The sequence below is a fragment of the Micromonospora sp. NPDC047756 genome (genome assembly GCF_055587245.1).
The window spans coordinates 14,587-28,091 of the sequence record NZ_JBVJGQ010000010.1 but is presented as its reverse complement, the minus strand read 5'-3'; the positions used below and the strand labels follow the sequence as shown (position 1 = coordinate 28,091).

The following is a 13,505-nucleotide window of genomic DNA, read 5'->3' as shown; positions in this document are numbered from 1 at the left end:
ACGGGGGTGACGGCATGACTGAGCTTGAGCGGGCTCTCCGCAAGCTCCAGCGCAAGCACACCGTGTCGCGGGTGGCCTATCGGTACCTCTCCGGTAGGCCGCTCAGCGGCAAACCTGGCTACCCGTACCGGCACCGGGGACCGGGCCGGCTCGCCGGCTGGCAGCGTCAGGTGATCAGGCTCAGTGTGCCGGCTACGGCTGCGCTGGCCGTGGCTCAGCCTGAGCAGGTCGGCTCACTGATCGGCTCGGCTGTCCTGGTGACCGTCTACCGGCTCAGGCGACGGTTCACCATGCGCCTGTTCAACCGGGAGTACGTCGCCCCGACTCTGGCAGCTCTCGTCCCCGCGATGGGTCTACAGACCGGCATACGCCTCCACGTTGATCCGTCGTTGGGCAACCTCACGCCCCGGCTGGCCAAGCCACTCAGTCCGGCTGAGAAGGCCGTACGCCTCTGGTACGGGGAGAACGCGGAGCCGATCATCCGGTGGCTTCCTGAGCGCGCTCAGCGGGCCGCGTGGGCGGCACAGCGGCAGGCGAAGCCGATCACGTCCCGGCTGGCGGTGTTCCGCCGTCCCGCGGACCCGGACAAGGGACCGCGTATCGAACTGACAGCCGATACCCCGTATCTGACCAGGGAGCAACGGCAGCTCGTCTCTTCAATCGTGGGCAGCAAGATTCCCGTTGTTGACTTGGTGGAGACGTGGCACCAAGTAGGGCCGCGGGTAACCGCTACGTGGACTGTTCGTAAGCGTCCACCATCCCGGGTCGGTGCCGAGCAGGTGGCCGCCAACCTTGCCGGCTTGGCTGAATGGGAGTTCTACATCGGGCAGGGTGCCGGGGATCGCCCCGTCACGTTGTCGCTGCGCGACGACTCTCCCCACATCGCGGTGAGTGCGGGCACGGGAGCGGGCAAGAGCGTGCTTGCCGAGCTGGTTGCCGTCCAGGTGCTCAACCGGGGCGGACGGGTGGTCATCCTCGACCGCAAGGGGTCCCATCGGTGGGCCCTCGGGTTGTCCGGGGTCGACTACTGCACGAAGCCGGCGCAGATGCATGACGCCCTGGTCCGCCTCGCCGCTCTCGCCGACGAGCGGAACAACCTGGCGATGCACGAAGCGGAAGACTGGAACCCCGGTCCCCGGGTCCTGGTGATCGCCGAAGAGTTGAACGCCACCATCGGGCAGCTCGTCAACTTCTGGGCTGACGCTCGAAGCAAAGGCGACCCGAAACGGTCGCCTGCCGTGTCGGCTCTAGCCGATCTGCTGTTCATGGGGCGCAGTGCCAAAGTCAACGTGCTGGCTATCGCCCAGATGCTCACCGCACGCGCCATCGGTGGCCCGGAAGCGCGGGAGAACTTTGGGGTTCGCTGCCTCGCCCGCTACACGGCAAACAACTGGAAGATGCTGGTTCCTGAGGCTGCGATGCCCCGCGCGTCCCGGACGCTCGGACGATGGCAGATCGTCATCGGTGGTCAGGCGACTGAGACACAGGTCGCGTACCTGACCGCCGCGGAGGCTCGGGAGCTTGCATGTCCCCGGTCCTCAGGGACTTCCGAGGTCAGCCGCCTATCAAGCCCTGTCGGGGACTTCCTGACGCTGCGTCAGGCCACCGAGGCGGGAGTCATCCCGTGGAAGCTCGACGCAGCCAAGAAGCGACTACAGCGCGGAGTCGGCGAGGTACCCACGCCGCGAGGCAAGGACGGCAACGCCGACCTCTACGCGCGTCAGGACCTCGTCGCGTGGGTGTCGGGAAGCCTCCCGCCAGGTTGACCGTAAATGCAGTACACCGTGTCGTGCATTTAATCGCCCCCCGACGGTAGTCTGCTTCTCAACGGTAGATGTCACAAAGGGACCCTGGATGGCTTCCAGGGTCCCGCGTGAGGGAAGACTCCGCAGCTTCGCAGGCGTGAGTCGGAGCCGCTTCCCGTTCGATGTGGGCCCGGCTGACCGATCAGGTCAGTTGGGCCCGCACCCATTGCCGACCAGCGTCACCGCAAGGCCGACGGCGTAGGCGAGCACCTTGAGTATCAGTGCCACCCACTCCCCGACATCCCACCACCGGTTGGCGTTGGTCCGCCGGTTCTCGTTGCTGGGCCGCGAGGGCCCTTTGCGCCGCGTTGTCACGTACATCCCTTCATGGGTCGGTAGTTGGGCAGAAGGTTCGTCCCCCGCCGGCGGGAGGACGATCCACCCGTCCGTGCCCAACTTGACCTCAAGGGCCAGTACGTGACTTCGATACGCTGGAGACACCATACCGGGCCGACCCGACTCGTCCGTGCGTCGAGCACCATGATCGAACATGCGTTCGATAGACGCGAAAAGGTGCGGACCACGCCAAGGATTCACGTCCATGCCGACGGGCCGCCGGCGGCACCAAACAAGCCGCGTCAGTTACGCGAGGTTGGGATGATCCAGTCGCAGCGACTGTGCAGACCTCGTAGGATTTCAGCCGCAGTAGAAACCCAGGCTGGGCAGGATCACGGCCCGCTAGAGCTTGCCCATCTCAATCAGACCGAGTCCCGAACGACGGCGAGCCCGCAGGTAGCGAGCACGCCCAGGGCGACGAGCCCGATACGGAGCCATGGCACATCCTCAGTCCGCTTGATGCCGACGGACAGGGAGATGCCTACGCAGCCGGCGACGACCACGCAGATGATGATCGATAACACGCGGTACGCCGCGCCGTTCTCAGACCACCAAGCCCACGCGCCGAACACTGCCGGTACGAACATCAGCAGGCTGAGGGCGAGCAGCGGAAAGGCGATCCTCCACCGCTTCCAAACGCTCATCGTGGTCAGTCCTCCTCAGGGCGGTCCGGGCCGGCCGTGCCGTCCGAGTCTGGAAACGCCAAGTCGGCAGCATTGTGCAGCAGTCGAGCCTGCCGCTCTAACTCGGCTCGCTCCTCTGGTGACATGGCATCACGACGGGCCATTGCCTCAGCGAACTCGGCATGCAAGGCCGTGCCATGCCAAGACATGGAGGCCGCCGTGCGGAGGTCTGCCTCACCACTCAGGACGGTGTGGGCCAGTGAACCAAGGGGGTCATTTGGACCTCTGCTGCGAGCCAACTTGGCAAGCACGGCACGGGCAAGGGGCTCCCGGGTGATGTCGTCCGTCATCACGACCCCACGGCGGGGTGGTGATACGGCTTCAAGTCAGGCAGTCTCGCCACCTCCATGCCAACCTTAACCATCTCGATAGAGCCAGCGATGAGCTTAAAAGTCGCTTCGGCGTTGCCGAAGTACGTCGAAATCTCGTTGTACAAGTCGTACGCCTGCCAGGCGTACCAAGCCGCCACTGAGTAGCCGAGAACCGGGCCCACGCCTGTTTCGATGGTGGCCGTGCCAACCACCGCGCTGGCGTTGACGATGATCAGCACGTCGATCAGCTTGGTAATCAGCCCAGTGACCACGGAGTGAAGTTGCTTCGCTGCTTCGGCTGCCCGGCTGTACAGGGCTGCGTACTGATCGCAGGCAGGATGTAGGGCGCGAGCTGCGGAGCCGAGAGAGAGTTGATACTCCTGCTCCCCCTCTGCTGCGTTGCCTCGCCATACGGACGGGACGTCCGCCGCTCCGGTGATGAGGTTCCGACCGAGATCGTCCATCGCGTTGCCGATGATCCGCCAAGCGGCAGCGCAGTGAATGTACGAGTCCCAGTCACCGCTGAATGCCTTGCCCCAACCCTCGAACGGGTCTTCACCGAACAGCCAAACGCTCGTCTGACGCAGCCAAGCTGCCGGGCTGACGAGGTCAGCGAGCGGGTTTATCTGGAACATCTCGACGCCGGTGGCGTAGTTCGGCGGGACCAGCCGTGCCGCAGGATCGGCCACGTCGGCGAAGGGTGAGCGGGTGGCCGTCGGCCAGAGGTCGGGCCTGGTGGGGCCAGCAAGCGTGCTGCGCAAAGTGGACGAGTCGTGGGCACCCGGATAGGTCTTGTCCAACCGCGCTGCGGACGACTCATCAGAGGTCGCGTACTCGCGCTGCGCCAGGTTGACCTGAGTGGCGGCACCCTGAGACAGCGTCTTGAGCCGCTCTAGCCCTTCGGCCATCCGTCGGTAGGCCGTCCGATGAGGGCCTGCAAGCATGAAGAGAAGGCCCTGCTGGTCGAAGGCCAGATCACAATGCCGGGTCATGTAGCCGTGCGCGTCTGCCGCATCCCCGGACGCCCGATGGAGCAGGCCGTAAAGACCATCCATGCCCGCTGGGTCTACGTAGAAGCCGCTCATGCCGGCGGCCTCGCGCTCGTCGATGCGTACGCCCAAAGGAGCAGGCCCCTGCGGCGCACATGATGGCAGCCGACGGTCAGGGTTGGTTTCACGAATCTCCCCCGTGGCGTGATACTTCCCGCGGTCTGGCGCTGTGCAACGGATCAGTAGCTATCAGTGGCTAGCCACTTTGCCCAGTCGCTCAAAGCTGCGCAACCCCGGCTCCCCACTTCGTCACCAACCTGACCAATTGCCGTCTACGGCCCATCGCTGTCTCTAGCAGGGCTCGGCAAAATCCGCTCCTCGCCCGGTGCTTCCTCAGGAGACGGCGACGAATCCTCGCGCAAGTGCAACCGCATCGCGGTGATACTCGCCTGCAAGTTGTTGAGGTATGTCCCATCTAGGACCTGAGCACTCAACGCTCGGGCCGAGGCGGCATCAAACCCCCGGATGTTCTCGTACAACTCCTGGCCGGTAGAGGTCGTCAGACGTACGCGTACGTCCGCCGTGAGGTCAACGCCTGCCATGTCCTCGGCCGTAGGCACGATCACGATCGCCTCGCCCGGTTCGATCCAGCGAGGGAAGGCGGCGGAGGGCTTGAGGCTGAACGATCGGGGTGGTGCGCTCTGGTCAAGCGCCAAGTCGCGTAGGTGGACCTTCACACGGCCGACGTTCACAATCGTGAACTCGAACCCCATGATCTCTGCGAAGAGCTCCGGGCTGGCAGTCGCTAAGGCTTCCACGTACTTGTCAGAACGACCCTCACCGAGAAGATCGAAGACGGTTTTGCTGGTCAGCAGCAGCTTCGGCCGCCGATCTTGCCAGTATGTGACGCCCTGCCACACGGCAACGGCGGTCGCCACCAACGCACCGTACACCGCCACCCAGTCCGCAAATTTCATACCGCATCTCCTGGAATCGACCAGGGCGCGCTACCTTCCCCGGCTGACGCCTGCCTACCTTAAGGTCCTACGCCGTCGACTGGAAACAGCAGCGGCAACGACGGCAGCCATCTCGTCGGGGTCTTCATGTTCCCAAACCGAAATTAGAAGCCACCCAGCCGCGGCGAGGGCCTTGCTGTTCTTCTCATCCCGGGCGACGTTGCGGGCCACCTTGGCCGACCAATAGCCGCTGTTGGCAGACGGCTTCCGATAGTGCTCCGGGCAGCCATGCCAGAAGCAGCCGCGGACTTCCACGGCCACCCGTGCAGGTCGGAAAACTATGTCCGCCTTCATGCGGAGATCAGGCAGGGGCTTAGCGCAAACGCGATAGCGAAGACCACGCCCATGGAGGGCACGCCTTAACAACAGCTCGGGCTTAGTGTCGCGGCTACGGTTTGACTGCATGGACCGACGTACAGCCGGAGTCGAGGCCCAGGAACTATCCGCCATGCTCGCGTTGGTATGCGCCAAGTCTCGGCCTTCACGCCTCTCGCCTGACCGGCTTCCACCTGCCCGACACAACTCGGTCGTCGCCGTCGGGCCAGCAGCGGGAGACAGCCTTCACCTGGATCTCCGTACCCTCGCTGCTTCCCCTTGCCTCTACCTCTACTGAATGAACGTAAGCCGCCTGCTTGTTCTCGGGCACATTGAATGCCCCCAGCAAGGCGCGGGAAAATCGCGAGGTGTTGACTGTATGGATAGCCGGCTTGCGGTTATGGGGGACCGTCGGATACGACCTTGGGAACAGGTAAATACACGGCGGGGGGATCCATGCTGCCTTGCCGGCCTGTCCCACAATGTCCGTAGCTTGCGACCTCAACGACCCATCGACCCCGAAGCTTTTGGGGCAAATGCGCCTGGCAGAGCCGCAGCGCCCGTCCCAAAGAATGAAGGCGTCAACCACCTTTCGCTCGGCTACGATTTTCGGCATCAGCCGAGTCGCGATGCCCGACCACGCACCCTTGCCTGGTGGTTTCGCCAGGCCTTCGGGGCAGAGGCCCCAGACCACGAATTCGTCTGCCCAACTGGGGCGATCCCAGATTGCGGTGTTGTTGCCGTCGAGGCAGCCCTTCGCCTCGATCGCCACCGTCGTGCCATCAGACAGTGAGACTCGATAGTCCTGGCGGCCACCACTACCGATGAAGCCCCACGACTCAATTGCCTTCTGTTGCTGGCAGTACTGAAGCACGGCGGCGATGAATCGCTGCTTATCCACCGGATTGGCGGAACTCTCGCCGCGCATGCTCTCGATGGCGGCACGCAGCAGGGGAAGCCAGTCCTCTTCCTGGATGTCTGCTGAATGGAGAAGGTCAGGACTTGTTTCCGAAAGGTTCCGCAGAATGCTCTTGGTCGCCCCGATCCTGTCGGAGGGAAAGTCGTGACTGCACGGGAGCGTATCTCGAATGTCCCTGCCCTGGATCTCCATTTGCCCGCTCTCCTTGCTGAAGGTCAGCCCGCGACAGCAACGAGTTGGCGCGGCTGCATTTCGCCGTTCATGAGGGGAAGCAAGTAGTGCTTCGCGAGCCAGGAGACAACGGGCACGCAGACAGCATCCCCGAAGCCGAAGAGGACCTGGTTGCTTCGGAGGTTCTTGAGCGTGTAGTCCCCAGCCCCCATCAGGCGTGCGTACTCAAGGGGAGTCATCCACCTGACACGGACCTGATTGCTACCGACCTCAACCACAGCCTGCTTGGACGAGCCACCGCGGGCGGTGCGCAAGCATCCAGAGATGTCGTCGGGGCGAATCTCCCAAGTTGGCTTGCCGTTCCGTGTCCGCCGGTAGGCCGTCCGATACGTGTGGGTCTTCTGCGCTTTCAGCTTCTCAAGCCGCTCCGCCTGAATCGGCGACAGGGAGGCGATGAAGGCATCACGGCGCTTGTCCTCCCACCAGCCGTCAGGCCCAACTCGCTCCACAAGGTCAGAGAGCCCAGAAGTTCGCGGGGGCGGCGGGGCGGGCAACGCGGCCCGGTGCGTCCTCAGGGAGGGGTCACCGAAGGGGGCTAGGAGCCAGTCAGGACGAAGCTCACTGTTGGGAACCGGCTCATCCGGCGGCGGGTTCTGTGCCCCGACGACGAACAAGCGGGGACGCGACTGCGGCACGAAGCGTCGCGCGTCGAGGGTCAACACGTCTGCCGAGTAGCCAAGATCGTTGAGTTCCCGGATGGCGGTCGCCAGGTCTTCGCCCCCATGGCTGGTGGCGAATCCGACCACGTTCTCAAGGGCGACGACTGGGGGACGAGCATTCCCCCCCATTTCCCTCAGAACGTTGGTGAAGCCCCAGAAAGTTGAGGACTCGCTACCGCTGAGCCCTCGACGCCAGCCAGCGAGCGAGAGATCGGTGCAGGGGAAGGAAGCCCACGCCAGGTCAAGCCTCGGCGGCATGTCGCTGCCCTTGACCTTGCCAACATCACCTGGCTCGAAAACATGGCCATCGTCCTTGCCGAAGTGGCCGAGGTACATCTCTTCCTTGGCGGGCTCGATGTCGTTGGACCACACGACGCTGATGCCGGCCTTCTCCAAACCGAGGCGCACAAGGCCGATGCCGGCGAAGAACTCCGCGGCTCTGGGCTTGGAGGTGTCTGGCCCTGTAGGAACACTCGTCAGCGTTGGTGCGATCTTCACCTTGGCGACCCTAAGTCAAATCCCGGCGTAGGTCGATCCTCCGTGGCCGGTGTCGCAGGCCGGATTAGGGACGGGTTGCCTAGAAGTTCAACCGTGCGCCTGGCCTGGCGGTAGTGCTGGACAGCCCTAAGCTGTCGGACGCGCACAGAGGGTGAACAAGGAGGCATCGCATGGCGGGTATTAGCCATGAAGCTAGAGATCATTTTCGCAACCTCGGCAGGAGGCACGGCGAAGAGGAGTTGCGGGCCGACCCGGCGGGAGTGGCCGAACGGCTCCGAGAACTACGGCGCATCGTTCGGCAGGCGCGGCAGATGAGGTAAGTCACTCAGACAAGCTGAGGCCCCGGAGCCACCTTGCTTCATACACCAAACGGTCGTTTGCTGTATGATGATGAGTATGCCGAGGATCAAGAACGCCCCCGCGAACACCGCTGTTGCCTACCTTCGGGTTTCGACCGAGGAACAAGCCGAGTCCGGTGCCGGCCTTGCGGCGCAGCGGGCCGCCATTCAGGCGGAGGCGGACCGGCGCGGCTGGACCATCGTGGCGTGGAAGGAAGACGCCGGAGTATCCGGCAAGTCTGTAGAAGGCCGTGAGGGCTTGGCGGAGGCGTTGGAGCTGGTGGAGTCCCGGCAGGCTGAAACGCTGGTGGTCGCCAAGCTGGACCGGCTTTCCCGGTCCCTGATCGACTTCGCCGCCCTGATGGACAGGGCGCGCGCCAAGCGGTGGAACCTGATTGCCCTCGACCTTGGCATTGATCTTTCCACCCCGGCGGGTGAATTCCTCGCTTCCGTCATGGCGTCTGCCGCTCAGTGGGAACGACGCATCATTGGTCAGCGCACCAAGGAAGGGCTGGCCGCGAAGAAGGCTGCCGGGGTCCGTCTCGGCCGTCCGGCATCGCTTCCGGCGAAGGTTCGTAGCCGCGTTGTGCACGACCACGCGGACGGTAAGAGCCTTGCCGGCATTGCCCGTGAATTGAACGCTGAGAGCGTCCCAACCGCTCAGGGCGGGAAGAAGTGGTACCCCTCCACGGTGAAGGCCGTGCTTGCCTCGCAGGAGGCGCAGCCAGCTGCATAGCCGTCCCAGCCAACTCTTCCTTGGTGTTGTCAGAGCCTTTACGGGTGCGCGGTTCGCTTTCGAATACCCTTGTCCGCGTTGATTTGGACAGCCAAAGCCTTCATCTGTGGGTGCTCATACAGCAGCTCCAGCGCGTGCTCCAGCAGCTTGACGCCATCGAGGACATCGCCCACGGTTAGGGTCTGCTCATGGACGCCTTGGTTGCCCAGCCACTTGACCGCTTCAAGCGTTTCGGCTACATCGGGTTTCGTTGTCTTAAGATCGGAAATCCGCCGAGCCAAAGGCCGCTTCGACGTATCGCCCAACTCGGTCAAGAGTTGTTCAACTGCGAAACGTAACCGGCCAGCAGTCGCACCTGCATCGGCCCACAACAGAGACGCCGCCTGTTCAACGTGACTCTGAACCGACTTTGGACAATCATCGGGGAACCGCATCAGCGGCAACGAGGGCTGCGCGAATCGAAGCAAGTATGCTGATTCATAACCCTGCTCGTCGTAATTGGTGGTGGTTTCGATGATTCGCATCTCGCCCGTCACCAATACGAGTTCACCGCATCGCTTCGCATGGCAATGCAACACTCCGCGAAATTTGCCATCGATCCAATCCGGCTCCCACGCCGGATGCGTCTGCTGAAGCATTACCGAATTTGCTGTTGGTAGGTCCTCGATCGCTTGAACGGAGAGGGTGACGTTCAGGCAAAAGGGGCAGGCAGTCTCAGGCCAGTCATCTTCGACAATCCAGTCAGCCAGCTTAGTGAGAAGTCGATGCATGATGGGAGACTAACTCATCACCCACCACAGCGCGACCAAATAATCAAATGGAATTCCCACAAACCCGGGGCAATCACAGGAACACACATGCGCCTAAAGACATGGGTCCGGGAGGTAAGTCGCCCAAAGTTTCGACCCCTCCCCCATACCTAGGCCCGACCCGGGGGCGAAGTGCAGGAGCGGTGCCATAGCCGCAGGCTTCCTCGATCATCCTGCACTGCTACAACGTCATCCGCGAGCACTGGGGCCCCGGGCGGGCCCCAGCCCGGTTTCGACTCGAACCCAACAACCACGTACTCATCACACCCGCCGCACACCCAGAAGAGCGTTCGTCCACGCTCGTCAGTAACCGCCATGGACGACAACGTATCCGCCCCTGACAGGATGGCTGCGGACACGCTGTGCGCCTACAGGGCCCCAGTGGGGCCGGCACGGTTCCCCCGGCCGAAGTTGCAGGACCCACACGCAGGCCGCAGGTTCGCGAGTTCGTTGGTACCACCCTTACTCAGCGGCACGACATGGTCCGCGGTGGTTGCGGGCCGACGTCGACACAAGGTGCACATGGCCCCGTCCGCCAGGACCAGGGTTCGGTTACGGCGGTATTCGCTGGTGTAGCCACGCTGAGACGCTGACAGCGTGTGGACACGCTTTGGTTTACAGCCAGGGCAACGACTGCCACTGCCAAGCGGGATAGGCCGCTTGCACTTGGTACAAGTGGTGAAGGACAAAGAACCTCCCTAAACGGATCGGCCGACCGCCGATCCTCGATGCCGTTGCGGGAATTAACTTGACGTCGCAGTCAGCGACGACAGGGCAGTTATCTATTAATGAGTTAGATTGGGCCCGGAGATACCGGGCCCACCACAACTACTAATCTTGTCGTTTCAATCACCAAGGAGAAAGGGCGGCCCTCCAAGCCGCCCTTCAAGAGTGAACACGGACGGGATGGGTTAAAGGGAAGGGGTTCAGGCGTTCAACCTGTTCATGCAGCCTTGGGCAAGGTCCAGCCCTTGCCGTTGACGTACACCCCGTGCACGGCCTTAGCAGCACGATCAAACGCGACCCTGGCGGCCTGCTCAGATGGCCAACGCCCGGGGTTGGACGTGTGCAGCAGCCTGCCCACGTCAACCTTGCTGGCAGCGTTCATGTAGGCGGAATCCCCAGCCACTTCCTCAAAAAGCCCTTGCCGCCGCTCCTTGGTGTCGGCTCCGCGGGGCCGCCTATCCTCCTTGACCTGCGCCCTCAGCACCTCGTAAGAGGCTGTGAGGGTGTCCCCGTGGTAGGCGACGCCGACAGACAGGGCCACGTCGGCACTCTCGTTGCCGTTGATCGCAAGGGATAGGGTCCCATCGCCAGACTTCAGCACATCCACGTTATGCCGCATCCAAGCGGCATACTTGGTGTGACCCATAGGACCGCGGGGCGTGTAGTTCATGAAATCTTTACCGGCATGGTGTAGCGCCAACGTGGGGATGCCTTTGGCAATCACCCGGTCAAGATAGATCAGAACCTCGCTCGCCCCTTCCCCCTGGTTGCTGTTCCCGGTGGTAGCACCAAGAATGTTGTCAAACACGAAAAGGGCCGGAGCAGCCGCGACAACCTCCGGGATGAAGGCGTCCCATTCAACGTCCGCAAACGACGCCACGAATACCCGATTGACGCACCCGTAGTTGAACGCACGCCGACCCCACTTCTTAGCTTCCCCGGGATCAGTGCAGACCACAACCACGATGCCGTGGGTGTTAACTTTCCGGCCAAGGAAAGTCGGCTCACCGTTGGCGATAGCGGAAACCATCGCAGCCGTCAGGTTAGTCTTTCCGGCTTTCGGCCTGCCGGTAATCATTGTCGCGTCAGAGTGAATTAGGCCGTCAATCACGAAAGACGGTGTTTCGTCATCCAATCTCTTCCAGTAGGAAGCGGGCTTAAGAGCCACCACCTTCAGGGACCTCCTTTGTTCGGCGGGGTTAAGGAAACACGTCTACAACGGATTGGTAGAGCCTGGCTCTATCGAGCCCTCCCAAACAGTCCTCTTAGTTGGACTCGCTGCTCCGGCGAAAGGGGTGGAGCGGCATCAGCGATGCGCCTGACGCACTCCTCCCACTCATTTCTGGGCATGCTTGATCCGCCGCGATTCAATACGCGGCCTCTAAAAGTGGACAGGCTGAACCTCCTAGCGGCAGAGGTAAACGTTTAAACGGCTTACTGCGGTAGAGACAGTAAACAGGCCCGTTGAGGCCCGTTTAAACAACTTGGCTTGTACCTGCTACCAGGTCACCTGAGGAGTCTATCGAGCGCCAACAGGCCCTCACTCGTTGATTCTCGCACGGCTCGTAACGCCCTCGGCTTCACCGTTTACTGCCGTCAGAGCTGCCTCCACCGAAACTCGACGGCCGTCGGGTCCAACTGCTCGCCCTTCTTCGGTCTGCCCGTCCTGGCAGGTTTCAACACCACTTCAACCAGAGCGGCGAGTACCGCTCGCCTCCATTGGATGTCATCCGCGGTGAGCCAACGTTGCCCTGCCCCCGGGCCATGCAGACCGGCCAGAACGTCCCCCCTGCCCGCGTCGGTCAACTGACCCTCAACCTCGGCAAGCCGGTCCCGTGCGCGTCGGTTCGCCGCGGTGAATTGATCGCGTGTCATCTCGTCCTTACCGAACATTTCCACAAGCACATCGAGCCGAGCCCGCAGCTCGCCAGCCTCGCCCCGCAGGCCAGCTACGTCTGGGCCACTCTCTGCCTCAACGGCGACCAGGTCGGCAATGTCGTCTCTATCAAGCCGGGCAGCGAACACCTTCCCCACGAACTCATCGATCGGGTCGGCTCGCCTGCTGGCGTGGCAACGCTTGCACTTGTAAATCCGGTGCCCCTGCTCGCCGCTCCGGCGAGGGTTGGTGTAGTTGACGCCCATCACGGGCTGTCCGCTCCGCTTGGCGTCAGCCTCCGTGCCAACCTGGTCCTCGCAGCGTGCACAGCGGAACAGGTTGCTACCGAGGTGCCGCACCGCCGAGAAGTTGCCGACGTTGGTCGTCCGCGCAGGGTCGCGCAGCACGGCTAGCGATGCCCTCCACACGTCCTCGGGAACTAACGCCTCCCACGTTCCCGGAGTTAACTTCCGCTTCTCGACGGGCGGACGTGACCGAGCGGACAGCTTCGATCCGAGCGGAGGCATCTCGGCGTACGCCCGCAGACCGGCGTACAGCGGGTTGAGCAGCATCACCCGGACGTTGTTGTGTCGCCACTCGTTGCCGAGGCTGGTGCGAGCACCAGCCCGGTTGAGCATCCTGGTTACCGAGTTGAGCGAAGCACCCGAGGTGATGAGAGCGAACGCGTCCCGCACCAACGGGGCCTCAGTCTCATGCGGCAGCAGATTGCCGTCTCGCCGGTCATAACCGAACGGACGGGGGCCTGTCATCCACGGCTTCCCCTTGTCTGCTGCCTGCCGGTTGGCACGCCGCTGCCGATCGCTCTTGTTCTCGACTTCCGCCCACGCCATCTCGCCGAGCATGCCGGCGAGCATCCGGCCATTCGGGGTAGTCATGTCGATCCCGGTACCACGCACAGGGTGAAGCGAGACGCCGTGCTCCCGACATGCCTCCACCACCCTCAGCCTGTCCGCTGGGGTGCGGTACAAACGGTCGGCGTTCCAAGACACGATGACGTCAACGGCCTGCCGCTCAACGGCTTGCAGCAGCCCCTCAAAGTCTGGCCGACGGCGACCAGAGGTGGCCGACTTGTCGTTGTCGGTGTACGTCTCAACCAGCGTCCAGCCCTTGACATCGATCAGAGCACGGCAGTCCTCTGCCTGCCTCTCGACACCCTCCGCTTCGCCACTCTTGTCCTTCGAAATCCGCAGGTAGATTGCCGCTCGCATCGCTGCTGCTCCGTCTGCTGCTGGGGTGG

At 63.0% G+C, this 13,505-nt stretch carries 12 protein-coding genes; 2 read left to right on the top strand and 10 right to left on the bottom strand.

What is annotated here, in order from left to right:
- Window positions 1-71: 71 nt before the first annotated feature.
- Window positions 72-1,766: a type IV secretory system conjugative DNA transfer family protein gene (locus ACZ6NZ_RS29465; protein ID WP_465861162.1), complete on the top strand. Its 1,695-nt coding sequence runs from the start codon at window positions 72-74 to the stop codon at window positions 1,764-1,766.
- Window positions 1,767-2,503: 737 nt separating this feature from the next.
- On the opposite strand, the gene ACZ6NZ_RS29460 is transcribed toward ACZ6NZ_RS29465, so the two are convergent.
- From ACZ6NZ_RS29460 to ACZ6NZ_RS29435, 6 genes are all read right to left on the bottom strand, one after another.
- Window positions 2,504-2,785, bottom strand: a complete 282-nt coding sequence (locus ACZ6NZ_RS29460; RefSeq protein WP_465861161.1) for a hypothetical protein — start codon at window positions 2,783-2,785, stop codon at window positions 2,504-2,506.
- 328 nt (window positions 2,786-3,113) lie between these two features.
- Window positions 3,114-4,256, bottom strand: coding sequence for a hypothetical protein (locus ACZ6NZ_RS29455; protein WP_465861160.1), 1,143 nt, complete (start codon window positions 4,254-4,256; stop codon window positions 3,114-3,116).
- A gap of 200 nt (window positions 4,257-4,456) precedes the next feature.
- Window positions 4,457-5,101, bottom strand: coding sequence for a hypothetical protein (locus tag ACZ6NZ_RS29450; protein ID WP_465861159.1), 645 nt, complete (start codon window positions 5,099-5,101; stop codon window positions 4,457-4,459).
- 54 nt (window positions 5,102-5,155) lie between these two features.
- Window positions 5,156-5,590, bottom strand: coding sequence for a very short patch repair endonuclease (locus ACZ6NZ_RS29445; RefSeq protein ID WP_465861158.1), 435 nt, complete (start codon window positions 5,588-5,590; stop codon window positions 5,156-5,158).
- 31 nt (window positions 5,591-5,621) lie between these two features.
- Window positions 5,622-6,566, bottom strand: coding sequence for a hypothetical protein (locus tag ACZ6NZ_RS29440; protein ID WP_465861157.1), 945 nt, complete (start codon window positions 6,564-6,566; stop codon window positions 5,622-5,624).
- Between the two features lie 23 nt (window positions 6,567-6,589).
- A complete protein-coding gene (locus ACZ6NZ_RS29435) occupies window positions 6,590-7,762 on the bottom strand; it encodes a DNA cytosine methyltransferase (protein ID WP_465861156.1) in 1,173 nt (390 codons plus the stop codon).
- Between the two features lie 396 nt (window positions 7,763-8,158).
- On the opposite strand from ACZ6NZ_RS29435, the gene ACZ6NZ_RS29430 reads away from it, so the two are divergent.
- Entirely contained in the window at window positions 8,159-8,836 is a 678-nt protein-coding gene (locus ACZ6NZ_RS29430) for a recombinase family protein (protein WP_465861155.1), read from the top strand.
- Window positions 8,837-8,874: 38 nt separating this feature from the next.
- Here ACZ6NZ_RS29430 and ACZ6NZ_RS29425 read toward each other — a convergent pair whose 3' ends face one another.
- The 4 genes from ACZ6NZ_RS29425 to ACZ6NZ_RS29410 all read right to left on the bottom strand — a co-directional run bounded on the left by ACZ6NZ_RS29425 (window position 8,875) and on the right by ACZ6NZ_RS29410 (window position 13,476).
- On the bottom strand, window positions 8,875-9,606 hold the full coding sequence (locus ACZ6NZ_RS29425) for a DUF4145 domain-containing protein (RefSeq protein WP_465861154.1): 732 nt from the start codon (window positions 9,604-9,606) through the stop codon (window positions 8,875-8,877).
- Window positions 9,607-10,013: 407 nt separating this feature from the next.
- The gene (locus tag ACZ6NZ_RS29420; RefSeq protein WP_465861153.1) at window positions 10,014-10,169 is read right to left on the bottom strand and encodes an HNH endonuclease; all 156 of its coding nucleotides are present in this window, start codon (window positions 10,167-10,169) and stop codon (window positions 10,014-10,016) included.
- 419 nt (window positions 10,170-10,588) lie between these two features.
- On the bottom strand, window positions 10,589-11,542 hold the full coding sequence (locus ACZ6NZ_RS29415) for an AAA family ATPase (protein ID WP_465861152.1): 954 nt from the start codon (window positions 11,540-11,542) through the stop codon (window positions 10,589-10,591).
- Between the two features lie 425 nt (window positions 11,543-11,967).
- Window positions 11,968-13,476, bottom strand: coding sequence for a recombinase family protein (locus tag ACZ6NZ_RS29410; RefSeq protein WP_465861151.1), 1,509 nt, complete (start codon window positions 13,474-13,476; stop codon window positions 11,968-11,970).
- Window positions 13,477-13,505: the final 29 nt, after the last annotated feature.